24 protein-coding genes and 1 tRNA gene are annotated in these 25,034 nt (G+C 73.2%); 17 read left to right on the top strand and 8 right to left on the bottom strand.

From position 1 onward, the window contains the following. Positions 1–107: 107 nt before the first annotated feature. Positions 108–698, bottom strand: coding sequence for a hypothetical protein (locus tag O2W17_RS11590; protein WP_269192588.1), 591 nt, complete (start codon positions 696–698; stop codon positions 108–110). A gap of 289 nt (positions 699–987) precedes the next feature. Next, positions 988–1,644, bottom strand: coding sequence for a DNA N-6-adenine-methyltransferase (locus tag O2W17_RS11595; protein WP_269192589.1), 657 nt, complete (start codon positions 1,642–1,644; stop codon positions 988–990). A gap of 144 nt (positions 1,645–1,788) precedes the next feature. Between O2W17_RS11595 and O2W17_RS11600 the strand changes: the two genes are divergently transcribed. Together O2W17_RS11600 and O2W17_RS11605 are read left to right on the top strand one after the other, a co-directional pair. Next, a complete protein-coding gene (locus O2W17_RS11600) occupies positions 1,789–3,717 on the top strand; it encodes a hypothetical protein (protein ID WP_269192590.1) in 1,929 nt (642 codons plus the stop codon). A gap of 189 nt (positions 3,718–3,906) precedes the next feature. Next, a complete protein-coding gene (locus O2W17_RS11605; RefSeq protein ID WP_269192591.1) occupies positions 3,907–5,121 on the top strand; it encodes a hypothetical protein in 1,215 nt (404 codons plus the stop codon). An 81-nt stretch (positions 5,122–5,202) separates the two neighbouring features. Here O2W17_RS11605 and O2W17_RS11610 read toward each other — a convergent pair whose 3' ends face one another. Beyond that, positions 5,203–5,613 carry a hypothetical protein gene (locus tag O2W17_RS11610; protein WP_269192592.1) on the bottom strand — a complete coding sequence of 137 codons (411 nt, stop codon included), beginning with the start codon at positions 5,611–5,613 and terminating at the stop codon, positions 5,203–5,205. Positions 5,614–6,300: 687 nt separating this feature from the next. Between O2W17_RS11610 and O2W17_RS11615 the strand changes: the two genes are divergently transcribed. From O2W17_RS11615 to O2W17_RS11665, 11 genes are all read left to right on the top strand, one after another. After that, positions 6,301–7,350, top strand: coding sequence for a DNA adenine methylase (locus O2W17_RS11615; protein WP_269192593.1), 1,050 nt, complete (start codon positions 6,301–6,303; stop codon positions 7,348–7,350). Next, entirely contained in the window at positions 7,347–9,521 is a 2,175-nt protein-coding gene (locus O2W17_RS11620) for an Eco57I restriction-modification methylase domain-containing protein (protein WP_269192594.1), read from the top strand. The genes O2W17_RS11615 and O2W17_RS11620 overlap by 4 nt, the downstream gene beginning before the upstream one ends. 10 nt (positions 9,522–9,531) lie before the next feature. Then, on the top strand, positions 9,532–10,170 hold the full coding sequence (locus tag O2W17_RS11625) for a hypothetical protein (RefSeq protein ID WP_269192595.1): 639 nt from the start codon (positions 9,532–9,534) through the stop codon (positions 10,168–10,170). Further along, positions 10,157–11,281 (top strand): AAA family ATPase, encoded by a 1,125-nt coding sequence (locus O2W17_RS11630; protein ID WP_269192596.1) that lies wholly within the window; start codon positions 10,157–10,159, stop codon positions 11,279–11,281. The genes O2W17_RS11625 and O2W17_RS11630 overlap by 14 nt, the downstream gene beginning before the upstream one ends. Before the next feature lies 1 nt (position 11,282). Then, the gene (locus tag O2W17_RS11635; RefSeq protein ID WP_269192597.1) at positions 11,283–12,560 is read left to right on the top strand and encodes a 5-methylcytosine restriction system specificity protein McrC; all 1,278 of its coding nucleotides are present in this window, start codon (positions 11,283–11,285) and stop codon (positions 12,558–12,560) included. Between the two features lie 208 nt (positions 12,561–12,768). Continuing rightward, positions 12,769–12,841 (top strand) — tRNA-Lys (locus O2W17_RS11640). A 230-nt stretch (positions 12,842–13,071) separates the two neighbouring features. Beyond that, the gene (locus tag O2W17_RS11645; RefSeq protein ID WP_269192598.1) at positions 13,072–13,566 is read left to right on the top strand and encodes a DUF2975 domain-containing protein; all 495 of its coding nucleotides are present in this window, start codon (positions 13,072–13,074) and stop codon (positions 13,564–13,566) included. Beyond that, positions 13,566–13,811 carry a helix-turn-helix domain-containing protein gene (locus O2W17_RS11650; RefSeq protein ID WP_269192599.1) on the top strand — a complete coding sequence of 82 codons (246 nt, stop codon included), beginning with the start codon at positions 13,566–13,568 and terminating at the stop codon, positions 13,809–13,811. The genes O2W17_RS11645 and O2W17_RS11650 overlap by 1 nt, the downstream gene beginning before the upstream one ends. Then, entirely contained in the window at positions 13,808–14,743 is a 936-nt protein-coding gene (locus tag O2W17_RS11655; RefSeq protein ID WP_269192600.1) for an ABC transporter ATP-binding protein, read from the top strand. Before O2W17_RS11650 ends, O2W17_RS11655 begins: the two co-directional genes overlap by 4 nt. After that, positions 14,740–15,534: a hypothetical protein gene (locus O2W17_RS11660; protein ID WP_269192601.1), complete on the top strand. Its 795-nt coding sequence runs from the start codon at positions 14,740–14,742 to the stop codon at positions 15,532–15,534. The genes O2W17_RS11655 and O2W17_RS11660 overlap by 4 nt, the downstream gene beginning before the upstream one ends. Next, complete coding sequence (locus tag O2W17_RS11665) at positions 15,531–16,679, top strand: NAD(P)/FAD-dependent oxidoreductase (protein WP_269192602.1); 1,149 nt, start codon at positions 15,531–15,533, stop codon at positions 16,677–16,679. The genes O2W17_RS11660 and O2W17_RS11665 overlap by 4 nt, the downstream gene beginning before the upstream one ends. A gap of 86 nt (positions 16,680–16,765) precedes the next feature. Here the strand turns inward: O2W17_RS11665 and O2W17_RS11670 are convergent, their stop codons facing one another. The 3 genes from O2W17_RS11670 to O2W17_RS11680 all read right to left on the bottom strand — a co-directional run bounded on the left by O2W17_RS11670 (position 16,766) and on the right by O2W17_RS11680 (position 19,117). Next, a complete protein-coding gene (locus O2W17_RS11670; protein WP_269192603.1) occupies positions 16,766–17,923 on the bottom strand; it encodes an RNA polymerase sigma factor in 1,158 nt (385 codons plus the stop codon). Further along, a complete protein-coding gene (locus tag O2W17_RS11675; RefSeq protein ID WP_269192604.1) occupies positions 17,920–18,327 on the bottom strand; it encodes a YciI family protein in 408 nt (135 codons plus the stop codon). Before O2W17_RS11675 ends, O2W17_RS11670 begins: the two co-directional genes overlap by 4 nt. A gap of 205 nt (positions 18,328–18,532) precedes the next feature. After that, entirely contained in the window at positions 18,533–19,117 is a 585-nt protein-coding gene (locus O2W17_RS11680) for a hypothetical protein (protein WP_269192605.1), read from the bottom strand. Between O2W17_RS11680 and O2W17_RS11685 the strand changes: the two genes are divergently transcribed. Beyond that, on the top strand, positions 19,097–20,077 hold the full coding sequence (locus O2W17_RS11685) for a hypothetical protein (RefSeq protein ID WP_269192606.1): 981 nt from the start codon (positions 19,097–19,099) through the stop codon (positions 20,075–20,077). The two genes, O2W17_RS11680 and O2W17_RS11685, sit on opposite strands and share 21 nt — an antisense overlap. Here the strand turns inward: O2W17_RS11685 and O2W17_RS11690 are convergent. After that, the gene (locus O2W17_RS11690) at positions 20,053–20,427 is read right to left on the bottom strand and encodes an ArsR/SmtB family transcription factor (protein ID WP_269193292.1); all 375 of its coding nucleotides are present in this window, start codon (positions 20,425–20,427) and stop codon (positions 20,053–20,055) included. The genes O2W17_RS11685 and O2W17_RS11690 overlap by 25 nt on opposite strands. Positions 20,428–20,871: 444 nt before the next feature. Here O2W17_RS11690 and O2W17_RS11695 point away from each other — a divergent pair, with 444 nt between their 5' ends. Together O2W17_RS11695 and O2W17_RS11700 are read left to right on the top strand one after the other, a co-directional pair. Further along, on the top strand, positions 20,872–21,096 hold the full coding sequence (locus O2W17_RS11695) for a hypothetical protein (RefSeq protein ID WP_269192607.1): 225 nt from the start codon (positions 20,872–20,874) through the stop codon (positions 21,094–21,096). Continuing rightward, a complete protein-coding gene (locus O2W17_RS11700; RefSeq protein ID WP_269192608.1) occupies positions 21,086–21,928 on the top strand; it encodes a hypothetical protein in 843 nt (280 codons plus the stop codon). Before O2W17_RS11695 ends, O2W17_RS11700 begins: the two co-directional genes overlap by 11 nt. Positions 21,929–21,998: 70 nt before the next feature. Here the strand turns inward: O2W17_RS11700 and O2W17_RS11705 are convergent, their stop codons facing one another. Continuing rightward, positions 21,999–22,139: a hypothetical protein gene (locus tag O2W17_RS11705; RefSeq protein WP_269192609.1), complete on the bottom strand. Its 141-nt coding sequence runs from the start codon at positions 22,137–22,139 to the stop codon at positions 21,999–22,001. A 178-nt stretch (positions 22,140–22,317) separates the two neighbouring features. Between O2W17_RS11705 and O2W17_RS11710 the strand changes: the two genes are divergently transcribed. Next, complete coding sequence (locus O2W17_RS11710) at positions 22,318–24,969, top strand: putative bifunctional diguanylate cyclase/phosphodiesterase (RefSeq protein WP_269192610.1); 2,652 nt, start codon at positions 22,318–22,320, stop codon at positions 24,967–24,969. Positions 24,970–25,034 lie beyond the last annotated feature (65 nt).

Raw genomic sequence — 25,034 nt, forward strand, 5'->3', positions numbered from 1 at the left:
ATGTGTGCTCTTTAGAAAGGAACAGGGCCGCAGGTGTCCCATAGGCCGCCTTCAGGGAGATCGGCGGTGGCACGCAAGACCCGCAGACACGCCCTAGCTGGACTGTGTCAGTGGCCCGCGTCCGCGTCCCGAGCGTTGGCCTGCCCGTCGTGTTCGGGTGGTTCGGTCAGGATGCCGGTGATGATGGTTGCGGTGTCGGCCACGCTGAGCCGGGGAGGGTCGCCGCTCCACAGTTGGAGTGCCAACCGGCGTGCGGTCTCGCTGGGCGCGGCGGCCAGGAACGCGGCGTACTGGCCGCGATGCTCGATGTAGGCAGCGGTCCGCTCGTCCCACTCCGAGGCATCCGCGCGCGCACGGAGCTCGCCGGCCGCCTCGGTGTGGGCGGCGCTGACGTCTGTCCAGCTCGACCACTTCGCCGCGATGGACTGGGTGGCGTGGGCTCGAGAGCAGCCCTGTCCCACAGGGCCGAAGGGTGAGCACACGGGCAGCGCGAGGAAGGCGACGCGGATGTGCGCGCGCCGACCGCACGACGGGCAGCGGCCCGGATGCGGGCTGGGCGGACTCACCGTGACTGTGCCGCCGTCCTCGCCCAGCTGTCCCGGTGCTGGCGCGACCCATTCAATGGCACCGTGAGGCCGCTTCTGCCAGCGCCACCGGTGCCCGCCGGCGGCCGGTGGCGCTTCGGGTGCGCTGTTCATGGCGGGCATCGTGCAACCTGGTACTGACAACGGCAGGGTCCAGTGAACGCGCGGGCCGTGTTCGCTGCCGGCCGGTCCGCTCGGCGGGGATCGCCGAATGCGGAGAAGGGCCCTGGGTCGTCCGAAGGACGAGCCCAGGGCCCCGGCGCCCGAGTGGGCGCGGCCCCTTGCGGGGCGGCGGTTCATCACCGCGCTGACTGCATCGTCGGGACGGCCGCCGAGCTTGAGCCACGGCCGGCCGGTTCACGAAAACGAGTGAGTCGCCGGCCGTGAGCGCGGTGACGGTCGGCTACTGGCCGGCCGCGACGCCAAGCAACCGGGTCTCCCCGCCGTGGGGAAGCTCGCCGATCCTCGCCGGCCAGTGCACCAGCGCCACTCCCATGGGAGCGGACCTGCCCGGTGTCCCATCGGGGTGGTCGAAGGCGACCCGGCCGGGGATCGCCTCCCAGCGAGCGCCGGTGTCTCGGACCCACGTGATCCACCAGCGCTCGGTCGGCTTGCAGGGGATCAGGCCGACCACGTCGCAGTGGGCGGCGGTGGCCACCGCCTTGGCGAGGAACCGCGGCAGCAGATCACGCCGGTACGGGCAGTTCATCCAGCACGCTCCGCCGGCGGCCAGCTCGGCCCAGTCCACCTCCGGGCTCAAGGCGTCCTGAAGGAGGGGGTCGGTCTGGTCGGGCCCGATGTAGAGCTCGGTGAGCGCGGTGTCCCGGGTGGCGGCGACGTCGAGGGTGATGTGCGGGAACGCGGCCCAGACCAGCGCGCGTAGCGCGACAGGGGTGGCCCACAGCTGAGCCAGCAGGCTCGCCTCGTCGCGCTGCTGTTGCTTGCGGCGCTTCCGGTACAGCCGCTGTCGGCAGCTCAGCGAGCAGTACGTGCGGGGCCGGCCGGTGTCGGGGTGAGCCAGGGGGCGCTTGCAGGCCAGGCAGGTACGTCGTCGCGGCACGTCGGCAGCCTGCCTTTCGTAGCGCGCGCGGTGGCTACGAAACGCCGAGTCACCGATCGGGCCCGATGGTGGCGACTGCCTACCGGTACGCGGGTCCGGACGGGTCGTCGTGTCCCTGACACGACTGACCTGGAGCACCCCTCGATGCCGACGTCGACCACGCCCGTGATCCACCCGAACCCCACCGGGGCTACCGGCCCCGCCTTCTCCCACCAGCCCCAGTCCGTGACCCGGCTGGTCTCCTCTGACGACACCGCCCCGGCCGAGGTGACCGCGCTGCTGAGCATGTCGGTCGCCGAGCTGCTGGCGATGGACAACCTGCGCGCCGGCGAGCGCCTTCGCGGCGCCGCGGCCCCGGCGATCGACGTGGCCTGCGCGGTGCTGCAGTGGCCGGACCTGGCCACCTTCGCCGCGGTACTGCCCGAACCGAAGTCCACGAAGGGCAAGGGCGGCCGGAGGATGGACTACCCGCCGCTGCTCATGCTCATCTACACCGTCCTGGAACGGGTCTTCCGCTCCGGCGCGCAGGTCGACGCGGAGATGCGGAACCCGATCAACTGGCTGCGGTTCCGGGTGGCCTACCACCAGCTGACCGGGGTGTGGCTGCGCGAGCAGCCAATGACCTGGGCCCAGTTCGAGTACTACCGCGACGAGTACCTCGCGCCCAAGCACACGAAGGGCCAGCCGATCGACGACGGCATCTACGACCCGGCCAAGCCGACGGTGCTCCAGCAGCTCATCCGCCACCTCGGCGTGGTCTCCGTCGAACTGGTTCGCGCCCTGGGGGGCTTCCCCGACGAGGACATCGACCTGCAGACCCCCAACCGGCTCAACGCCATCCACGGCGACGGGTCGACGAAGAAGGCCAACTCCGGGGTCCGCGAGTTCATCGACACCTTCGCCGACGGCACCACCCAGACCCAGCTGTACGGCTCGAGGGCCACCGTCGGCACGCCCCGGGTGCAGACGGTCTTCACCGACAGCGCCGCCGACGGCAAGACCGGAGTCGGGCTGAACATGGTGGGCCTGTACTGGCGCCACCCGGAGCTGACCGACAGCCGGGTGGTGCTGTTCACCGGCATGGCGCCCGGCGCGGAGAAGGAGGTCGCGCTGCCAGCGGTGCGCCAGGTGCGCGGCCTGATCGGCGATGCGCTGCACTTCCTCATCTACGACGGCCTGTTCGACGGCCTCCCGATCGACGAGCTGCTCGTCGAGGGCGTCATCACCGTCAACAAGGCGCCGCAGGCCGACACCGGCAAGAAGGCCACCACGCGGGCGAGCAACCGCACCCGCCAGCCGGACAACACGCCGACGGCGATGAAGATCGCCACGCACCGTGCCGACGGCCGGGAGATCAAGACCGCCGCCGAGAAGAAGCGGCTGCGCGGCGCGGAGTTCCACCACACGGTGCGCACCGTCCTCGACGACCCCGGCTACCGGGACCCGGTCGGACAGCGCACCTTCCTGACGCCCTCGGGCAAGGCGAAGCAGAAGGCCACGCTGGTCAGCTTCGACTTCGACCCCGCGGTGCACGAGCTGGCCGACGGCACGGAGTGCCGGCACGGGCTCGTCGCCGACGACCAGGCCCTATGGGAGTGGACGCTCGATGAGGTCACCGGGGAGAAGGTGAAGACCACCCGTGAGCCGCTGGAGCGCGTCGGCGCTGCCCGCCCTCGCGACGACGCCGGCTGCTACTACCTGCAGCTGGACTTCCGCATCCCCTGCCGGCACGGGGATTTCGTCCACCGCATCGTGCTGCGCCCCACGCTTGGCACCCGCCGCCAGCGCAACCGGGCCACTCGGCTGCTGCGGGTGCTGCCGGAGGCCTACACCGAGGCCTTCCATGCGCTCTTCGACGTCCGCAACGACACCGAGGGCGCCAACTCCTCCTACAACAAGACCCTCTACATCCAGGGCCGCGCGCAGAGCCTCGACCCGCACGCCCAGCTGCTGGACTGGCTGGCCTGGGCACTGCTGAACAACGCGCTGACCTACGTCCACCACCTGGGCACCGGGCTGGAGGCCGGGCACAAGCCGAAGAAGACCCGCAAGGCGCCCCGCGCCGCCGCCTGATCCGAGTACCACCCGCACCCGCCGCGGCCGGGGGAGCGCCCACCGGGCGTCCCCGGCCGCGGCCGTCGTGTAGGGCGATGGGGGGACACAGAGATCGGGTCGGCGGCCGACGCGGGGGAACGGCCTGGTCGAAGAGGGTGGGTTCACCGCCGGGGACCGCCTCGGCACCCCCCGAGGAGAACCTTCCCGATGACCGCCGCCGTCCCCGTTCCGCCCGCTGTCGAGGAGGTCCTGGAGCCTGCGGTCCCGGCCCGCGTCCGCGCCCCCTTCACCCTTGCCGACCTGCGCCCGGGCGCCCCAACTGCCCCGCAGCCACTGCCCGCGCTGCCGACCGCCAGCTACGCCGAGGCGGTCACCATCGCCGCCGGCCACCGCGCCGAGCCCGACCAGCCCCTGATGCCGGCCGAGGTGCTGGCGCTGCTGCCCGCGGTATGGCGCGAGCTCAACCTGTTCCCCACCCCGGCCGGTCTCGACGCCGCGGTCGCCACGCTGAGCCGCTTCGCCGCCTGGCTGCCCTCCAACAAGGTCGACGACCTGCGCGCGGTCGACACCGGCTGCGCGGCGAGGTTCGTCAACGGCAAGTTCGACGGCGAACCCACCCTCGAGCACAAGCACTGGCGTCGGATGACGCTGATCGTCATCTGGCTCACCCTCGACCACCTCGGCATCCCCACCGCCGCCGGCACCGACGTCGCCGACGGTCCCGCCTGGCTGACCGTTGCCCGCGGCCGGCGTGGGCCGGCCGGCGAGATCCCCGTCCCTCAGCTGTTCCGGCTGACCGAACTGCAGCGCACCCGCGCCGCGAAGGCCCGCCGCGCCGGCAAGAAGCCCCAGCCGACCGACGTCCTGCCCGACCGCCCGCTCACCGAGATCGAGGTCGTCGCCGGCCGGCTCACCGTGACCGGCTGGAACCCGGCCAGCCGTGACCAGGTCACCATCACCTGGACACTGGCCGAGGCCGGCGGCGGCACCGGTGAGATCCCCAGCGCGCGCGGCACCGACTTCGACGACATGCAGACGCCGACCACCGTTGCGTTCGTCGGCACCCGCGACGCCGCCCCCCGCACAGTCGCCCTCACTCCCTGGGGGCGCGCACAGACCGCGCGGGTGCTGCGCACGCTCCAGCGCACCGCCGTCCCGGCCGGCGCCACCGTGGCCTACACCGGCCGCAAAGACCCCGGGCACAAGGACGTTCAGGCCTCGATCAGCGGCAACCTCAACCGCGTCCTCGACGCCGCCGGCATCACCGGCGAGGACGTCGCCCCGAACTCCATCCGCCACTGGGCCGCCCGCCACGCCTACCAGGCGACCAGCCGGCTGCGCGCCGCCGCCGACGTCCTCGGCCGCGAGTACGGCATCGACTGCCTCCACCAGATCGCCCTCGACCCGCTCGAGGCCGGGTAGCTGCCGGCGCCCTCACGCACACGAATCCCCGTCCACCGATCAGGTGGCGGGGATTCGTGGCACTGCGGCTGTGATCCGGCCTCACTCCGGCGGCAGCAGGTGGCGGTTCACCTCCAGTCGGCGGCGGCCCTTGTCGGTCAGCACGCGGTATCCGCTGTCCGTGCCGCCCTCCCCGTGCTCCACCTGCACGAGATTCGCCTGCACGGTCGAGAAGCCGGCCAGCCCGCGGTTGTCGTACCCGACCGACTGTGCGATGCGGTAGAAGGCGTCCTTGTGCATGCGTCCGCCCGCCTGCTCAAGGGCGTGCAGCACGATCGCCTGCCGACGACGCCTTCCTTCGTTGGTGCTGCCCGAGATGTCGAGCTCGGTCTCCGCCTCGGGCGCCTCGGGCTCGATGCCCTCGGGGTCGCCCAAGCGAGCCAGCGCCTGCGCCAGCTCGTGCCAACCCTCACCGATCTTCTGGGCGGCGTCCGCAAGTTCTTGCGTGTTCATTGTGTGTCTCCTTTCGCTCGTTAGAGATCACCGGCGATCTCTTGTGAACACACCGTGCTCCCATGCAAGCCTGCGTGTCAAGAGGTTGCATGTGTTCTCGTGTGATAGCTCATAAGACAGTGGCTGGAATAGGCGACTGACTGTTCCGCGCGGTGCCGCACGGTCCGTCGCGGCGGAACGGGAGCCTGGCGGCAACCGGCCGCCCGCACGCACCTCGACAACTCCACACCGCACATCACGCGCGGGCACCCGCCGTGCCACGCGGCGAGGGTCAGGCCGGCACGACGGGAGGTGAACCAGCACCGCCGCGACCCTCGCCGCGGACACGACGGGGTATGAGCGCGTCCAGTAGCAACGGTGTCTCGCTGGCGGCCGCGCGCCTCGGTACGAGGCATGTGGGCGAGGCATGGTTCACGGGCGTGACGGGTGGGGCATGCGAGGACGGGGGGTAGCGGCTGGACCCGCCGTGATTGTGTCGGCCCGGCCGTGTACAGGTACGCCGTGACTGCCTCGCAGATTCGCCAAGCTGGGCCGAACCCCCGCTCGGCCACCTCCCCGCATGTGACCCGTCACCCAGCCGCGACACGTTCGCGGGCTGACCGACCGGCGGACCGCCCGGCCGTAGGGTTCAGTCGATTGCCGCTCGCAGGCCGCCGCGCACGGTACGGGTCGACGAAGGAGGTGGCGGTGGGCCTGCGGTACATCGGTTCGAAGGCGCGCGTCGCGGCGGAGATCATCGACGAGCTCGGAGCGCCGGGGACGCCAGCGGGTGTGTTCGTCGACGCGTTCTGCGGGACCGGTTCGGTCGCCGTAGCCGCCGCCGAGGCCGGGTGGGGTGTGCGTCTCAACGACTCGTTGCGCAGCGCCGCGATTACCGCGACTGCGCGGCTCGTCAGCCGGGACCAGGCCCGATTCTCGGGCCTCGGCGGGTACGAGGCCGCGGTGGCGGCGTTGAACGGACTCGGGGGCACCGTCGGATTCATCGCGCGCGAGTACAGCCCCCTCTCGGTGGAGACCGCGGGAGTGGAGCGGAAGTACTTCACCGTCGCCAACGCCCGCAAGATCGACGCGGCGCGCGCTCAGATCGCCGCCTGGAACGCCGCCGGTGGGCTCACCGAGCTGGAACATGTACTGCTTCTCGCCGACCTGATGGTCGCGGTGAACCACGTCGCCAACACCGCGGGCACCTACGGGTGCTTCCTGCGGGACTGGACGGCCACGGCGATGCGGCCGTTGCGGATGGCGCCTCGACAGCTCGCTGAGCAGACCTTGCGGCTCGAGGTCAGTGTCGGGGACGTGCTCGACGTTGAGTACCAGCCCGAGGACGTCGCCTACTTCGATCCGCCGTACACCAAGCGGCAGTACGCGGCCTACTACCACATCCTCGAGACCGTCGCGGCGGGCGACGAGCCGGACGTCGGCGGAGTGACCGGCCTGCGTCCGTGGAAGCACCTCGCGTCAGACTTCTGCTACCGCAGCCGCGCGCTCACCGCGCTGGACCGGCTCGTCGAGGAATGCGGTGCCGGTCGCATCTTGCTCAGCTACAGCAATCAGGGCCACGTGAGCCGCGCGGACCTCGAGGCGGTCCTGGCCGAGCACGGGGAGCTAACCGTGCACCGGCTGGGCGCGATCGGCCGCTACCGGCCCAACCGCGCCGCGGCCGCCCACAGCTCCGACGTGAACGAGTATCTGTTCGACCTGCGCAAGCCGGTCGCGCAGCTGGAGGCCGCCGCGTGAGCCGCCCCCGGACCCACGAGCAGCGCCTACTCGCCGACGCCGCGGCGCTCGTCACGCGGGCGCTCGCCGACCTCGACGCGCCCGCCGTTGGCCGGCTCGACCTGCTGGAGGCGACGGCGGCCAGCTACGCCGGCTGGGACCTGGATGACTACCGGGAGCGCTTCAGCCGTCCCGGCCAGGTCCCCGCAGACGACGTGCGCGTCTGGGGCGACAAGCTGTTGCACCTGCTCGACGCGCTCCCCATCCCAGTCCCGCTCGCGCTGTCGGCGCTGGCGCACCCCCAGCTCGATCCTGGAGCGCGGCGCACCGCCGGCGCCTACTACACCGACTTCCGCCTCGCCCAGCACCTCGCCGCTCAGCTGCCGCGCAGCTACCGCACCGGCGATCGGGTGATCGACCTCGCCGCCGGCAGCGGCATGTTGCTGGTGGCCCTGACCCTGCACGTCGCCGACGGTGACCGAGCAGCGGCCACGCGGTTCGTCCGTGACGCCGTGTGCGGAGCGGACCTGCACGGCGACGCGCTGGCCTCGACCCGAGCGGCCCTCGCCGCCACCGTCGACGACCTCGACGCCGTGTCGGCCCTGGACGAGCGCCTCGTGATCGGCGACAGCCTCACGCGCCCGCTCGCCGAATGGGAGGCGCTCGCACCTGGCGGCTTCGCGGCTGCGATCGGCAACCCGCCGTGGGAGAAGCTCAAGGTCACCCGCCACGAGCTGCTCACCTCCGCCGGGATCGATCGGCACTACGGCTCGGACTACACGGGACACGACGATGCCGCCTACGACGAGGCCCGGCAGCGGATGCTGGCGTACGCCGACGAGCTCGGTGCCCGCTCCCGGCTGCAGGGCAAGGGCGAGGCCGACCTGTACAAGCTGTTCCTCGAGCTGGCCGCACGCGTCGTCCGCCCCCACGGCCAGCTCGGCTTGCTGCTGCCGGCTGGACTGATCCGCTCCCAGGGCACCCAGCCGCTGCGCGAGTTCCTCCTCGACCACGCCGAGGCGCTGTCGCTCACGGTGCTGGAGAACCGCGCCTCGTTCTTCGCCATCGACACCCGCTTCAAGTTTCTCGCCGTTGTCGCGCAGCTCACCGAGGCGAATGCAGGTTCGACGTTGGCGTTGCATCACGCCGCCGGCACCGGCGCGGGGGTCCTCGCTCAGCCGGCCGTGGAGATCGACCGGACCGAGCTCCGGCGGCTTCGGCCCGATCTCACCGTGCCGGAGGTTCGGACCGCCGACGAGTGGCGGATCTTCGCGCGGATGTCCGAACAGGGCGTGACCCTCGACCACGACAGCTGGCGGCACAGCTACCTGCGCGAGCTGGACATGACGAACGACAAGGCCGACTTCGTCTGCCGCGCCTCGTCGAGCGCGCTTCCGCTGGTCGAAGGTCGCATGGTGCATCAGCACCGCGTTCGGGCGAAGGCGTACCGCTCCGGCACCGGTCGCGCCGCGGTCTGGGAGCCGCTGCGCCTCGCAGCGGCCGCGGTCGCGCCGCAGTTCTGGTACCCGCGCCGGTTGCTCACCCCCGCCCTCGAGGCCCGCACCGGCGACGTCCGCGCGGGGTTCTGTGACGTCACGGGGCAGACGAACGAACGCACCCTGCTAGCCGCGCTGATCCCGGCCGGCGTGGTGTGCGGCAACAAGGTGCCGACGCTCACCTTCGACGTCGACGGCCTGAGCACCGAGGAGGCGGCCACGCTGTGGGTCGCGCTGGCGAACAGCCTGCCGGTCGACTGGGCCGCCCGCCGCGTCGTCACGACGAGCATGAACTACTTCCTGCTGCGGTCGCTGCCCTTGCCGGCCCTGACCCGCGACGAGATCCTCCGCGTCATCGAACTGGCCGACAGGCTGCGCCAGGCGGAGGGCGCGCGCGATGCCGATCTGTGGGCGTTGGGGCAGGACCGGGCGGAGATCGACGCGATCGCCGCCCGCAGCCTCGGCCTGGACCTGGCCGACCTCGAGATCGTGCTCAACGACTTCCGGTTGCTCGACCGGGGTCAGCCCCCGCTGCCCGGGGAGGAGAGGTCCACCGTCACCCGAGACGTTGCACTTTCGGCTCTCGCCTCCGAACTGGGAGAAGATGCTGGTACTTGGAGGGTGCGGGCGGACCGTGCCCAGGCGCAGGGCGCGATGCCGTACGTGCCTTCGGACTACGCCAAGCCGACGAAGTAGGGAGTCGCACGTGTCGAGCGGGGATCTGGAGAGGCCGGTCGGGGTACGCAGGCTCGTCTACAAGGAGCTCCTCGAGGGCGACTACCGGAAGCTCGCGGCCAAGTCCAACGACAGCGACAGCGGTGGCGGAGCTCGCGATCTGCGTTTCCCGTTCAAGGAGTTCGACGGGATCTTCGCCCGGCTTCTCCCGCTCTCGCGTGAGGAGCACCGTCGTCGGAAGGGCGGCCGGGTCGATGTGCCGCTGCGCACGGGACCGGTCTACCTGGACGAGGTGACCGAGACGGGTGGGGAGACGACGACCGAGGCAGAGATGGTGTGGGAGACGCCGACCGACGCCCGTCCTAGCGAGGGACGCATCGCGAAGGTGCACGCCTCCCCGGCCACCCGCCAGCTGCTGGAGGCGCGGGAGGCGATGAAGGACGAGGAGGGCAGGCCGCCGCGGGTCTTCGTGTTGTTCGTCCAGAACGACCAGGGCGAGCTTCGCGTGCACTACGCATACGAGCACGAACTCCGAGCGGGGGAGTGGGCGCCGGCGGTTGCCAGGCGGGTGCTCGAGCATCTGGATAACCCGAACCGGCGTCGTGACCGTGCCGTGGCCGGCTACATCGACTTCCAGGACAACGTCCACTACGCGCATGACGTCCGCTAACCCGCCGGCGCCGGTCCCGCAGGACGCCCAGGACGTTCTCGACCTGCTGCGCCTGAACCACAACGTCCTCATCAGCGGCCCGCCCGGCACGGGAAAGTCACGGCTGCTCGGCGAGGTAGCACGTGGCTTCCGACACCAGACCGGTGGCCCGGCCTACGTGCGAACCAGCAGGATCGCGATCCCGGCCACCACGGGCGGCCCGCCGCCGCCGTACCTGCCCAGCCCGTCACGCGGGACGCGGGAGGTGTTCCCGATGCCCATGCACTCCGGCTCCAAGCAGCGTGACCTCCTCCGCGGCATCGTTCCCCGGGTCGACCCGGACTCTGATGTGCTCCGGTTCGAGGTGACCGAGGGGAGCCTGTACCGGGCCAGCGAGCACGCGCTCGCTCCGGACGGCGCCGCGTTGCTGCTCATCGACGAGATCAACCGCGGGCCGGCGGTCGCGGTGTTCGGCCCGTCGATCGTCGCGCTCGACGGCGACAAGCGGTTGGATGACGCCGGAAGCCCGACGAACCGGACGGCGTACTTCGACATCCTCGACGAGCAGGGCCATCAGATCTCCTACGCGCTGCCGAAGCACCTGTACATCGTCGCGGCGATGAACCAGGTCGACACGTCGGTGGAGGCCCTGGACGTCGCGTTCCTGCGCCGCTTCACCCCGTTCCGGCTCACCCCCGACGAGGCAGTTCTGCATCGGCACTTCGGCGTGCACGCCGCCGACGTGCCGGCGGGGACGCCGTCTTCGGCTGCAGAGGTGTACAGCCTGCTCATCGCGGCTTGGCGGCGGGTCAACGAGAAGATCAGCCTGGGCCGCGGGCCCGAGTACCAGCTTGGCCACGGAGTGCTGATCCTCGACGCTCCGCCTCAGCCGCTGCCCGAGGCCGTCATGTACGCCGCCCGCGTCTGGCGGTTGGTGCGCCAGCACGTGGACGAGGTCTTCTTCGGGGACACCCGAGGAGTCGCCGACGTGCTCGCCGCGGATCGTGGGGCCAGCCCGTACCAGCTGGACGAGACCACGTTCGCCGGCCAGCCCGTCGTGCACCTGCGCGGGCCGGAGTACCTCTCCGGCGATCCGCTGCTCGCCGCGCTCCGGGCGATCGCCCAGGCCTGACGTGGCCTCGCTTCAGCGGCTGACCGTTCGGGAGGCCCGCGACGAGCCCGGTGTGGTGCGGTCCGCGGCGGCCGCGCTGGGTGTGCCCCACGACGAGGTTCTCGCGCTGCTGGACCCCGCTGCGCGTCGTCTGCGCGAGCTCTTGCGGCTCCGCAGTAGCCCGTTCATGGTGAGCGCGTCGGGCTCATTGCGGGTCGACGGCATCGCCGGGCTCGTCCGACTGTCACCCGACCTGGAACTGCAGATCGCGCCGAAGTTCCTTGACCCGGACGATCCCGGCTGGCAGGAGGACTTCTTCCTGCTGGCGGTGTTCTCCCGCACCGGCCGGGTGCTGCCGCGTGAGCACATTCGCGCTGGCCACGGTCGCCGCGGCGACCTCGCCACCCTGGTAGGCCAGACACTCGTACAGCTGTTCTGGGAGAGCCACCGGCGTCCGGTCCGCTCGTACCGGACCCGGGAGGTACAGGAGTTCGCCTACGAGGGGGACGTGGACCCGATCGACCTGTTCGTTCCGCCCCCGGACGGCTGGCCGCAACGCGTCCTGCAACTGCGGCGCGACAACGAGCACAACGCGGTGCTCGCCGGCGCGGTGCGGGCGTTGCTGCCCGAGGTCCGCGACTCCGAGACACGGCGGCAGCTGCTGCGGGTTGGGCAGGCGATCGGCCATCAGCCGCCGGTGACGTCGCTGCGCCCGGTTCGTCTTCCCAGCCGATACCGGCAGTGGCAAGTCGCCTACGACCTGTCCCTGCAGGTGCTGCGCGGGTTCGGGGTTCAGTTCCAGGAGGAGCACCTGCTGACGCCCGGGTTCGTGCTGCGGACTTGGGAGACATGGCAGGCGCTAGTCGAGGCGGCGTTGCGCACCGGAATGCCTGCCGAGGTGCTCGGCCAGCAGCCGTATCGGCTCGGGGATCGGTCGACGAGCCCGCTCGACGTCACACCGGACGTCGTGATCGTCGTGAATGGCACGCCGGTCCTCGTCGTGGATGCCAAGTACCGCACCCGTGAGGGCACGCGTCCCTCGATGGCGGCCGACGACATCTACGAGACCCTCGCCTTCATGCGTGCCACCGGGACGACGAGTGCCGTGCTGCTCTACCCCCGACCGTCCGACGTCGGACCGGTCCTTCCCGTCGGGAGTGTCGAGTTGTTCGAGCAGGTGGAGGTGGGAGCCGAGCAGATCGTCGCGCTTGCTGTGGAGTGCCGCGGTATCAGCGCCACCGACGGCTACGGCCACTTCGCGAGCAGGCTCTCTTCGGCTGTGCAGGAGCACACCGTCTAGGACGGTCGGTGCAGATGGCCAGACGAACGGCCGTCGCAGACGAGCGTGTGGACTCGAAGGGGGCTCGAGGCCGAGCACCACCGGGTAGGTGGCCCATCGGTCTCCTGTTCGCAGTGAGCGGCGCGCTAGCCTCGCAGCGGGCCGCAGCCGCCCCCAGTTGTCTCACGCGTTGTGTGGTGCGTCACCTGGAGGGATTTCTGCACCCACCGGGCCTCTAGCTCAACTGGCAGAGCAGCGGACTTTTAATCCGCGGGTTGTGGGTTCGATCCCCACGGGGCCCACCCTGCCGACCGGCACGACCGCACGGGAGTCGATGCCCCCGAGGGTGGCTGAGCGGAGCGACCTCGTCGCACCTGCCGGCCCCCCGGCGGGCGAGCACTGGCGCGTCGACGACGCCGTGGCGCCCGGCAGCCAGGTCACCGCACCCGAGCAGGTGAATGCCTGGCGATGGCGCATGCGATACGGCGCGTATCGATTGACATTCGATAGATTCTCCGTGAGAGTCGATGGCATGACGCATCTGCGCCGCGTGGTGCTGCCGCTCCGCATCCTGCTCGTCGTCGTCTTCGCGGCCCTGGTGCTCGCCCAGGTCCTGGGCGCCCCCGCGCTCCTCCCGGACCTGACCGAGCCGACGCTGGAGCGGTCCTCCATGCGGTGGGTGATGCTGGCGGCCGCGGTGCTGGCGCTGGCGTGCGTCCAGGTCGTCGTCGTGTGCACCTGGGCGCTGCTGACCCTCGTCACGGACGACCGGATATTCAGCGCGAGTGCCTTTCCGTGGGTCAACGCGATCGTGCGGGCGATCGCCGGCGGCTGGGCGATGCTCCTGGTGACCTTCGTCTGCTCGTACTACTTCATCGTGGACGAGGTCAGCGACGACCCGGTGCTGCCGGCGCTCCTCCTGCTCCTGCTCGTGGTCGGCGCGGTGCTCGGCCTGCTCATGGTGGTCATGCGGGCGCTGCTGCGGCAGGCGACGACGCTGCGGTCCGACATGGAAGCGGTCATCTGATGGCCATCGTCGTACGCATCGACGTCGAGCTGGCCAGGCGCAAGATGAGCGTGGGCGAGTTCGCGGAGCGGGTCGGCCTCACGCCGGCCAACGTGGCCGTGCTCAAGAACGGCCGCGCCAAGGCGGTCCGCTTCAGCACGCTCGAGGCCATGTGCCGGGTGCTCCAGTGCCAGCCCGGCGACCTGCTCGAATGGGTGCCGGACGACGAGGTCGCACCGCAGCCGGCGAGCGAGGCCCGGCGGTGATCGAGGTGCGGGGCCTGACGAAGCGCTACGGCGACGTCCTGGCCGTCGACCACCTGAGCTTCGACGTCGAACCGGGCAAGGTGACCGGATTCCTCGGCCCCAACGGCGCCGGCAAGTCCACGACGATGCGGATGGTGCTCGGGCTCGACCGGCCGACGTCGGGGACCGTCCTGGTGAACGGACGGCCGTTCGCGTCCCTCGCCGAACCCCTGCGCGAGGTCGGCGCGCTGCTCGACCCCGGCTCCCTGCACCCCGGCCGTACCGGCCGCAGCCACCTCCGCGTGGCTGCCCGGACCAACGGCATCGGCAGGCAGCGGGTGGACGAGGTGATCGAGGAGGTCGGGCTCGGGTCGGCTGCCCGCCGCCGCATCAAGGGCTACTCCCTCGGGATGCGCCAGCGCCTGGGCATCGCCGCGGCGATGCTCGGCGACCCCCGCGTGCTGCTGTTCGACGAGCCGGTCAACGGCCTGGACCTCGACGGCGTCCGGTGGATCCGGGCGCTGCTGCGCCGGCTCGCGGACGAGGGGCGCACCGTGCTCGTCTCCAGCCACCTGCTCAGCGAGATGCAGCAGACCGCCGACCGCCTGGTCGTGATCGGCCGCGGCCGGCTCATCGCCGACGCGACGACGGCGGAGATACTGCGCGGGCTCGGGCACCGCCAGGTGCAGGTCCGCACGGCGCACGCCGATGCCCTTCTCGCCCGGCTCCGGGAGCGCGGGCTGTCCGTCCGGCGGCTCGACGACCAGGAACTGCTCGTCGAGGACGGCACCGCCGACGACGTCGGCGAGATCGCCGCAGCCTCGGCCATCCCGCTGCGCCACCTCTCGGAGGTCGCGCAGTCGTTGGAGAACGCCTACCTGGCGCTCACCGGGGACAGCGTGGAGTACCAGGGCGGCCCGACCGGGGCCGCGACGACGGAGGCAGCACGGTGACGACGTCCTCGCCCGCTCGAGCCGTGGGTGGCGACGTCCCCACGGTCCAGCTGTTCGCCCGCACGCTCTCGGCGGAGTGGGCCCGGTTGTGGACGGTCCGGGCCACGTGGTGGTTCCTGCTCGCCGGGACCGTCGTGATGGTCGGCATCGGCACGATCGCCGGGCTCGAGTCGCGCGGCGAGGCGACTGGCGGGGACCCGGCGTGGCTGGTCGCGTCCCTGGCGACCATGCCCGCGCAGTTCGCCTTGCTGGCACTCGCCCTCACCGCGGTCACCTCCGACTACGCCACCGGCGGCATCGTCCCGACCCTGCAGTGGACCCCGCGCCGCTCGGTCCTCTTCCTCGCCCGGGCGGTCGTGTCCGTCGCGACCGCCACGACGCTCGGTGTGCTGCTCGGCGTCGCCTCGTCCGCGGCGGCCTGGGTGGCGGGCACGCCCGGGCTCGCCCTGCCCGTGGACGAGGGGGTCGACGTGCTCGCGACCGTCGCTCTCGTCCTCGCTGCGGGAACGTCGCTCGCGGTCGGGCTGGGGTTCCTGCTGCGGAACACCGCCGGTGGCCTGATCGCGGTCTTCCTCCTCATGCTGGTGCTGCCGCTGTTCCTGCCCCAGTTCGGCTACGAGTGGCTGACGTCGTTCGCCCAGGCGCTGCCGGGATCGGGCGCGGCGTTCCTGCTGCTCCAGGAGCTCGAGGGCATGACGCGGGCATCGGCGGTGACCGTCCTGCTCGCCTGGGCCGGCGGCGCGTTGCTGCTCGGCGGGCTCCGGCTCCTCCGGCAGGACGCGAACCGATGAGCACGACCGCCCCCCAGGAGGTCGACGTGCTGGTCGTCGGTGCCGGGCTGGCCGGTTTGCACACCGCCACGCTGCTCGCCCGGCGCGGGCACGAGGTCCTGCTCGTCGACCGGCGCACCCGTCTCACCGCGGCCATCCGCACGACCGGCATCTTCGTGCGCAAGACGCTCGACGACTTCCCGTTGCCGCCCGAGCACCTCGGACCACCGATCCGGCGCGTGGTCCTCTACCCGCCGGGGCTCCGACGTCCGGTGATCCTCGACAGCGCGCGGGACGAGTACCGGGTGGGCGACATGGGGCCGCTCTACCTGGCCGCTGCCCGGGCCGCGGCGGAGTCCGGCGTACGCATCGCGCTGGGCACGAGGTACACCGGTCGGGGGCTGAGCACCGCCCTGCTGACCGGTCCGGGCGGGACGACCCGGGTGCGGGCCCGGTTCCTCGTCGGCGCTGACGGAGCCCGGTCCCGGGTGGCCCGCGACCTCGCCCTGGACCGCAACCGCCACCTGCTGGTCGGGGCCGAGGAGGTCTTCGCGGTGCCCCGCAGCGACGAGGTCCCGGCGTTCCACTGCGTGCTCGACCCCTCGCTCGCGCCGGGCTACCTGGCGTGGGTGGTCAACGACGGGCGCCACGCCCACGTCGGGGTCGCCGGCTATGCCGACCGCTTCCCCGAGGGCATGCGGGAGGCCCTGCAGCGCTTCGGGGCCCGTGCGCCCGGCCTGGTCGGCGGAGGTCGTCCGGAGGCGGTCGAGCGGCGCGGGGGACCGATCCCGGTCGGCGGGCTACTGCGCCGGATCAGCTGCGCCGACGGATTGCTCGTCGGCGACGCGGCGGGGGCGGTCTCGCCGCTCACCGCCGGCGGCCTCGACCCGTGCCTGCGGCTGTCGGAGCACGCCGCCAGCGCGCTCGACGACGCCCTGCGGACCGGACGTCCGGACGCGTTGGCCCGCTACGACGGCGCCGCACTCCGGGCCGGCTTCCGCGGACGGCTGCTGCTGCGCCGGGCGCTGGCCCAGGTGCGCACGCCCACCGTCGCCGCGGCGGCCTTCCCCCTGCTGCGCACGCCTCCCGGTCGGGCGGCCGCCCGCCGCATCCTGTTCGGGGATCGGTCCTTCCCGGACCCGGACCCGGTGCCCGGCCGGCCCTGACCGGCGCTCGTTCGACGACCGAGCCGCTCGCCGGCTCCCCGCGGCGGGGGCTCGATCCTCACGAAACCCGCAGCGCTGCCCGTCCGTCAGCCGGACCGGCGGGCGTTGAGGCGGGCGGCCTGGCGGGTCAGGTGGTCGCGTTCGGCGGCGTCGGTCGCCAGCTGCGCGGCCTCGACGTACCGCCGGACAGCGGTCACCAGGTCGCCGTCGCGCTCGTGCAGGTACGCGGCGACGGCGGTGTACCGCGGCAGCGAGTCGTCCAGCGCGGCGAGCGCCGCCAGCCCGGCGCGCGGTCCGTCCGCCTCGCCGACGGCCACCGCCCGGTTGAGCCGGGCCACCGGGCTCCCGGTGAGCCGGACGAGCTCGTCGTACCACTCGACGATCTGCACCCAGTCGGTCTCCTCGGCGGAGCGCGCGTCGGCGTGCAGCGCGGCGATGGCGGCCTGCGCCTGGAACTCGCCCAGCCGGTCGCGGGCCAGCGCGGTCTGCAGGATCTCGACGCCCTCCGCGATCGCCGCGGTGTCCCACCGGCTGCGATCCTGCTCCGCGAGCGGCACCAGGCTCCCGTCGGGCGCGGTCCGGGCGGCGCGCCGGGCGGAGTGGAGCAGCATGAGGGCAAGCAGCCCCGCCACCTCCGGGTGGTCGATCACCGCCGCGAGCTGCCGGGTGAGCCGGATGGCCTCGGCGACGAGGTCGACGTCGCCGGAGTAGCCCTCGTTGAAGACCAGGTAGAGGACGCGCAGCACGGTGGCGACGTCGCCGGGCCGGTCGAACCGCACGCCGGACACGCTGCGCTTGGCCCGGCTGATGCGCTGCGCCATGGTCGCCTCGGGCACGAGGTAGGCCTGCGCGATCTGGCGGGTGGTCAGCCCGCCGACGGCCCGCAGCGTGAGCGCGACCGCGGACGACGGCGACAGCGACGGGTGGGCGCACAGGAAGTACAGCTGGAGCGTGTCGTCCACCTCGGGGGCGGGCCCGGGCGCCGGCTCCTCGTCCACGAGCTCCTCGCGCCGCCGACGGGCGGTGTCCGCCCGCGTCGCGTCCAGGAACCGGCGCCAGGCAACGGTGACCAGCCAGCCCTTCGGGTCCCGCGGCGGGTCGGCCGGCCAGCTGCGGACCGCCTCGACCAGCGCCTCCTGCACGGCGTCCTCGGCCGCCGCGAAGTCGGCTCCGCGGCGGACGAGGACCCCGAGCACGCCCGGCGTGAGGCTGCGCAGCAGGACCTCGTCCACCGCGGGGGTCACTCCGGAACGGTGGGCGGCGCGGTCAGGAACGGGCGCACCTCGAGCCACTCGTGGATCGGCTCCCCGCCCGCCCCGGGAGCCGCCGACAGCTCCCCGGCCAGTTCGATCGCGCGCTGCTCGCTGTCGACGTCGATCACCATCCAGCCGGCGATGAGGTCCTTGGTCTCGGCGAACGGGCCGTCGGTGACCGGCGGGCGCCCCTCGCCGTCGTACCGGACCCACATCCCGCCGGGGGCGAGCGCCTGCCCGTCGACGAACTCCCCGCTGCCCTCGAGCCGGGCCGCGAAGTCCTGCATGTACTGCACGTGGGCGGAGATCTCCTCCGGCGTCCACCGGTCCATGGGCACGTCGTTGCTCGCCGCCGGCGCGCCCCGGTAGTGCTTCAGCAGCAGGTACTTGGCCATCTCGGGCTCTCCTCGGTGTCGGCGCGACCCCTTCCGGTCGCGTTCACCTCAGGGACGGAGCCGGTTCCGGGTTCTCGACATCGGCGCCGGATGTTCCACGTGGCACGTGCCGGGCGAGCGCCGCGCCGGAACTCCCGCCACCTCATGTGTAGCAGGAACCGGCCGTCCTCATGAGGCCGAAATCTTCGTCCTATGGTCGCTGGCCTCAGATCGGAGTTGATGGCGTGGACCCTCTGACGACCAGCGCATTCCATCTCCCCGACCACCTCGCTGCCGAGGCCGAGCGGGCCCTGATCGGACCGACGAGCAGCACTTCGCGGCCATCGCCGAGAGCCTCCGGCAGTCGATCGCCGAGCTCTCCGCCCGGCTCGACGCCGAGCGCAGGGCACCCGGCGGGCACGGCCAGGCAGCCCTGGACCGCGACCTGGAGATCCACCGGATCAGCGCCCGCCTCCGTGCCCTCCGCCGGTTCGGCCTGGACCTCTGCCTCGGACGCATCGTTCCCGCAGACGGCGCGGACCCCGTCTACGTCGGCCGGCTCGGGCTGACCGACAGCACGGGACGCCGGCTGCTCGTCGACTGGCGCTCGCCCGCGGCCGAGCCGATCTTCGCCGCGACCCACGCCGACCAGGACGCGATCGTCCGCGCGGGCTCCGAGGGTGCGCTCGTCGTCGACGGCGGCCCCGGGACGGGGAAGACCGTCGTCGCCCTGCACCGCACCGCCTACCTGCTCCACGCCGACCCGCGCCTGGGCGCCCACGGCGGTGGCGTGCTCGTCGTCGGCCCGCACGAGCCCTACCTGGCGTACGTCTCCGACGTCCTCCCCAGCCTCGGGGAGGAGGGCGTGCAGACGGCCACCCTGCGCGACCTCGTCCCCGAGGGCGCCACGGCCGGTACCGAGACCGATGCCGACGTCGCCCGCGTCAAGGCGTCGCTCGACGTGGTGGCGGTGATCGAGGCGGCCGTCCGGTTCTACGAGGACCCGCCGACGACGGGGATGACGGTCGAGACCGACGCGGGCGACATCCGGCTGCGCGCCGACGCCTGGGCCGAGGCGTTCGAGCCGCCGGACCCGGGCACGCCGCACAACGAGGCGCGCGACCAGGTGTGGGAGGAGCTGCTCACGATCCTGGTCGACGAGCACGACGGCGACGAGCACGACGGCGACGAGCCGGCCGACGAGGTGCGGGCGTCCCTGCAGCGGAACCGGGAGCTGCGCGGTGCCTTCACCCGCGCGTGGCCGCTGCTCGAGCCGGCCGACGTCGTCGCGGACCTGTGGTCGGTGCCCGCCTACCTGCGCAGGTGCGCCCCCGGCCTGACCCGCGAGGAGATCCGGGCGCTCCAGCGCGACGACGCCCGGGCCTGGACCGTCCCGGACCTGCCGCTGCTGGACGCCGCCCGGCAGCGGCTCGGCGACCCCGAGGCATCCCGGCTCCGGCAGCGGCAGCGGCAGCGAGCGGTCGTCGCCGGCGAGCGCGCGCGGATGGCCGGGGTCATCGACGAGCTGATCGCGGCCGACGACTCCGAGCTGCTGCTGATGACCAGCCTCCGGCACGGGGGTGCTGGCCAAGGGGCTGGAGTTCGACCTGGTCGTCCTCGTCGACCCGCAGCGGTTCGGGGAGGGCATCGAGGGCGCGGTCGACCGCTACGTCGCGATGACCCGGGCGACCCAGCGGCTCGCGGTCCTCACGAGCTCCGTCGCCGGGTGAGGCGGGCCCGGGGTGGTCAGGCCCTGGACGGCTCGCCGTAGACCGGGCAGAGGGCGACCGCGTCGCCGGTGGCGGCGAGCAGCCGTTCCGCGGCCGACAGCAGGGCCAGCAGGTCGGGGGAGTGGGTGAGCGACCACATCGAGGCCCGGCCCTGCGGACGGGAGGTGGCCAGGCCGCAGTCGCGCAGGCAGGCCAGGTGCGCCGAGACGGTCGACTGGGCGAGCCCCAGGTGGGCGGTCAGGTCGACGACCTTGTGCTCGCCCAGCGCGAGGTGGCGGACGATCGCCAGGCGCGCCGGGTCGGACAGGCTGTGGAACAGCGATGCAGCGGGGAACAGCCCCGCCGTCTCCTCCAGCGGCGTCCCCGCCGGGGAGGCGACCGACGGTTGCATCGTCACGCGGCGATGCTACCGCGCTGCGGCCGGTCGCCTCCGGGCTCGGCCGGGTTGCGCGACCCGTCGGAGCACCGCCGGGTCCCGGCCGTCGAGGTGAGCCGTGGAGCACGGTGCCGATCCGCCCGGGAGATGCCGATGACGCAGCGGGCGAGGGGCGCCGCGGCACGGCTCCTCCGCCGCGACACGCGGGCGCGCCGGGGCCGCACCGGGACGACCGGACCCTGGCGGAGGGATTTCCACGCTCGGGAGCGGGCGTCATGTCGACAGGTCGCCGGGCGCTGGGACGGGTCACCGGCTGCCCGGGATGCGCTGTGCAACGAATGGGACACGGGCCCCGTCGGGGGGTGTCCGGAGCAGCCGTCGCGCCGTCCGCCCGGACCTAGCCTTCGGGTCGTCCGCGGCGCTTCCCCAGCCGCGGAGCACGACCTGCGAGGAGTTCCTGTGCACGCCACCGCGCTACCGCTCCACCAGCCGTCCACCGCTGCCCCGGAGGTGCCCGACCGCGAGGCCCTGGCCCTGCTGCTCGACCTGATGGTGGACGAGCCGGTCGCCGTCCCCGCGATCGCCGGGACGCCGGGGCCGGGGATGGCCACCCGCGTCCAGGAGTGGTCGCGTCGGGCAGCCTTCTGGGGCGCGGGCCCGCAGGGAGCCTGGCGTGCCTGGTGAGCTGATGGCCGTGCTGGCCCCGCTGGTGGGCTGCTGCGCGCTGATCGCGGTCGTCGTCGCCCTGGGCGCCAGCTCCACCGCGCGGTACGAGTTCGAGCGCAACGCCGTGCAGAACCAGCAGCGGGCGGCCGCGCCCGCGCCGGCCGCCGCGCGCACCGGTGCCGTCCGGGCCGTCGACGGGGCCGGCCCGGAGCAGCCGGCTGCCGAGCGGACCGCCGTCGGCCTGGCGACCCACCCGGCCGGCCGGCACCTGGCCGACGGCCCGCCGGCCACCGGGTGGTGGCTGGTCGGCGAGCCCGGGGGTGAGGCGGTGGCCGGACCGTTCGCCGACCGGCTCGACGCGGAGTGGGCCCTCGTCTCGGAGGAGCTGCCCGGCACCGCCGACGTCGTGCACGGGGCCCGGCGCGCCGACGGCGGCGTGGCCCGGCGGCAGTCGGTCCAGGAGCGGGCCTGGCTGGCCGAGCTGGGGCGCCAGCTGGACCGCCTCCCCGCGGACTGGGACCCGCTCATGGACGACGACGACTCCCTGACGACTCTCGCGGTCGACGTCTCCGCGGCCCTGGTCGAGGCCGGCCTGCCGCTGCACGACTGCGAGGGCGCCGACCCGGCCGGCGGGGTCTGCCTGACGCCGCACCCGGCGGGCGAGGGCGTCCTCGTGACCTGGCACCAGCACGACCGGATGAGCCTGCAGCAGGTGCGCGGCGGGGCGATGGACACGGCGGTGCAGCGGACGATGACCGCCGCCGTCGGGACCCTGCTCCGGCAGCTGGGCTTCCCCGTCGAGGAGTTCGGCTCCACCGGCTGCCACCTGGTGAGCAGCCCGGCCCGTTGAGCGACGGATCAGGCGCCCGGGGTCGTGCGGCGCACGGTGCCGGCGGGGACGACCCGCCGGCACCACCCGGTCACGGGTGGCGGGCGGCGTCGTCCAGCCTCGGGGGGACCACGAGGACCGGGCGGCGGCGCAGCCGCGCCGGCAGGCGCAGGGCGGCCGGCGGCAGGCCGGCGGTGCTCGAGCGGTCGGTACGGGCGGGGGTGTCGATCACTGCTCTCCTCGGTCGCGGTGTGCCCCCAGGGTCGCGGAGGGGTCTGACAATCCGCGGGGGCGCCGCTGTGCGCGGCCTGGCAAACCGCGCGCCCCGGCCCTCTCACACCTCCGGGGAGGACGGCCCCTCAAGCGCCGCCCCGGGTTGCCGATACGACACCGTGCGCATCCAGGGAGCAGTGCGGCGTGGCCACCGGCGCGGGGCGCCGCTGTGGCGGTACCTGACCGCGATCGTGCTGCTGCCGCTGATCGGCGTCGTGGTCCTGGCCGGCGCGGCGGCGCAGGCCCGGGCGGTCGAGGCGGACGGGGCGGCGCGCGCCGAGGAGGCGGTGCGCACCCTCGCCCTGCTGGACGCGGCGCGCAGCGGTGTCGAGCAGGAGATCATCCCGGCCCTGTCGCTGCACGTGATCGAGGACCCCCGGACCGCCGCCGCCCTGGGCCTGCCCGAGTTCCTGCTGCTCGCCCAGCGGCAGACCGCCTTCGAGGCGGTAGAGAGCGCGCGGGCCACCACCGACCACGCGCTGGCCCAGGTGCCGGCCGGCACCCCGGCCGCCCGGGCCGCCGCGCACGCCGGCGAGGAGCTGGCGGCCCTGCGTGCGCGCGACGAGGACGACGAGCTGGACATCGAGGCCGTCTACCTGGACTTCCTGCACGTCTCGAACGACCTGATGAACGCGCAGGCCGCGACGGCTGCCGCGGCGACCGCCGAAGGGGTTCCGGACGCCACCCTGCGCGCGGTCCAGGACGTCCAGACCATCGCCCGGCTGGCGCAGACCGCCGGCCGGCAGATGCCGCTGTTCCTGGGGTCGCTGCTCGTCGGTGCCGGCGACGGCCTGATCGGCTCGCGCACCGCCTGGCAGACGTCGTGGCTGGACTACGTCGACGCGCAGCGCCAGATGGCGACCCTGTCGCAGGAGCCGTTGCGCGAGGCGTGGGAGGAGATGCGGACCGCCGCTGTCGTGGAGCAGGTCGACGCCCGCCTGGCCGCGGGGCTGACCGGGGACCTCGCCGCCGGCCCTCCGGTGGCGGAGCTGGTGCCGCTGCTGTTCCGGGGCCAGGAGCGCAACGCCCTGCTCACCGGCCTCGTGCAGACGGCCGTCGGCGAGGCGGAGCGGCTCGCCGCGACCGACCGCGAACGCGCCAACGACCGGCTGCAGGTGATCCTCGTGGTCGGGGCTGGCCTGCTGGCCGGCTCCGCGCTCGGGGCGTTCTTCCTCGGCCGCAGCGTGGCGCGGGCGCTCCGCCTGCTGGCCGGCCAGGCCACGAAGATCAGCGAGGGTTCCCTGGTCGAGGTGGAGGTGGCGGGGCCCCGTGAGGTGCGCACCGTGTCGGCCGCCCTCGGCTCCGCGGTCGCCGGGCTGCGCCGGATCCAGGCCCAGGCCCAGGCCGTCGCCCGCGGGGACCTCGACGCCGCGCTCCTCGACCAGCCGCTGCCCGGCCCGCTGGGCGAGGTCGTGCACGCCTCGGTGCAGCAGATCGTCCACTCGGTGCGCCAGCGGGAGGAGCTGCAGTTCGCCCTCGCCCACCAGGCCACCCACGACCCGCTCACCGAGCTGCCCAACCGCGCGCAGGCGCTCACCCTGGTGACCTCCGCGCTGCACCGCGGCCGGCGGTCCGGCGAGATGACCGGTCTCCTCTTCGTCGACCTGGACGGCTTCAAGACCGTCAACGACGGCCACGGCCACGCGGCGGGGGACGAGGTGCTGCGCCAGGTCGCCCGGCGGCTGAGCGCCGCCGTCCGGCCGGGCGACGTCGTGTGCCGCCTGGGCGGCGACGAGTTCGTCGTCCTCGTGGAGCCGGTGCACGAGGAGCACGACCTGCTGGAGCTCGCCGACCGACTGATCGCCTCGGTCAGCGAACCCATCGCGACCGGGACGGTCCAGGTGCGCATCGGCGCGAGCATCGGGGTAGCGGTCAGCCGGGACGGCGGCACCGACGCCGACGTGCTGTTCGCCGAGGCCGACACCGCGGCGTACCGGGCCAAGGCCCACGGTCGCGGGCGGGCGGAGATCTTCGACGAGACGCTCCGCCGGCAGCTGCAGGAGCGCGCCGAGCTGGAGGCGGCGATCTCCTCCGGCCTGGCCGACGGCGAGATGACGCTGGCCTACCAGCCCGTCGTCGACGTGTCCTCGGGCCGGATCGCCGGGTACGAGGCCCTCCTGCGGTGGAACCGGCCCGGGGTCGGCCTGGTCCCGCCCGACCGGTTCATCCCGGTGGCCGAGGGCTCCCGCCTCATCGGCGACATCGACCGGTGGGTGCTGCTGCAGGCGACCCGGCAGCTGGCCGAGTGGCGGGCCGCGTCGCCCCCCGCCCCGGGCGCTCCGGAGCCGACCGTCGCGGTCAACATCTCGGGCCGGCACCTGGCCGACCCGCGCGTGGTCACCGACGTCGCCGACGCGCTGGCCGCGTCCGGGCTGCCGCCCCGGCTGCTCGTGGTCGAGGTCACCGAGACGGTCCTCGTCGACGACCCGGTGGCCTACGACCACCTGACCGAGCTGCGGGACATGGGCGTCGGGATCGCCATCGACGACTTCGGGACCGGCTACACCTCCATCGGGCAGCTCCGGAACATGCCCGTGGACACGCTGAAGATCGATCGGAGCTTCGTGGCGTCCGCCGAGCCGTCGCACCGCGAGCTGGTGGCCCTGATGATCCGGGCGGCGCACACCTTCGGGCTGACGGTCGTCGCGGAGGGCGTCGAGGAGCCCGGGCAGCTCGCCCGGCTCAAGGCGCAGGCCTGCGACCGGGCCCAGGGCTACCTCCTCTACCGGCCGATGCCGGCCGCGCAGGCCGGTGCGCTGCTGCGCGACCGGGCAGACTCCCCGGCGTGACGGACCGCCAGGCCCGCGGGGCGCGCCGCCGCCACCGGCCGGTACCGCTCCGCGGAACGGGAGCG

Origin of the sequence: Blastococcus sp. VKM Ac-2987, assembly GCF_026967805.1 — a bacterium.
In the GTDB taxonomy this organism is placed as follows: Bacteria; Actinomycetota; Actinomycetes; order Mycobacteriales; family Geodermatophilaceae; genus Blastococcus.

Bases quoted from the DNA above. Each gene is read 5' to 3' on its own strand.
- O2W17_RS11590 (WP_269192588.1), bottom strand. From the start codon at position 698: ATGAACAGCGCACCCGAAGCGCCACCGGCCGCCGGCGGGCACCGGTGG.
- O2W17_RS11600 (WP_269192590.1), top strand. From the start codon at position 1,789: ATGCCGACGTCGACCACGCCCGTGATCCACCCGAACCCCACCGGGGCT.
- O2W17_RS11605 (WP_269192591.1), top strand. From the start codon at position 3,907: ATGACCGCCGCCGTCCCCGTTCCGCCCGCTGTCGAGGAGGTCCTGGAG.
- O2W17_RS11610 (WP_269192592.1), bottom strand. From the start codon at position 5,613: ATGAACACGCAAGAACTTGCGGACGCCGCCCAGAAGATCGGTGAGGGT.
- O2W17_RS11630 (WP_269192596.1), top strand. From the start codon at position 10,157: ATGACGTCCGCTAACCCGCCGGCGCCGGTCCCGCAGGACGCCCAGGAC.
- O2W17_RS11645 (WP_269192598.1), top strand. From the start codon at position 13,072: ATGACGCATCTGCGCCGCGTGGTGCTGCCGCTCCGCATCCTGCTCGTC.
- O2W17_RS11650 (WP_269192599.1), top strand. From the start codon at position 13,566: ATGGCCATCGTCGTACGCATCGACGTCGAGCTGGCCAGGCGCAAGATG.
- O2W17_RS11665 (WP_269192602.1), top strand. From the start codon at position 15,531: ATGAGCACGACCGCCCCCCAGGAGGTCGACGTGCTGGTCGTCGGTGCC.
- O2W17_RS11675 (WP_269192604.1), bottom strand. From the start codon at position 18,327: ATGGCCAAGTACCTGCTGCTGAAGCACTACCGGGGCGCGCCGGCGGCG.
- O2W17_RS11690 (WP_269193292.1), bottom strand. From the start codon at position 20,427: ATGCAACCGTCGGTCGCCTCCCCGGCGGGGACGCCGCTGGAGGAGACG.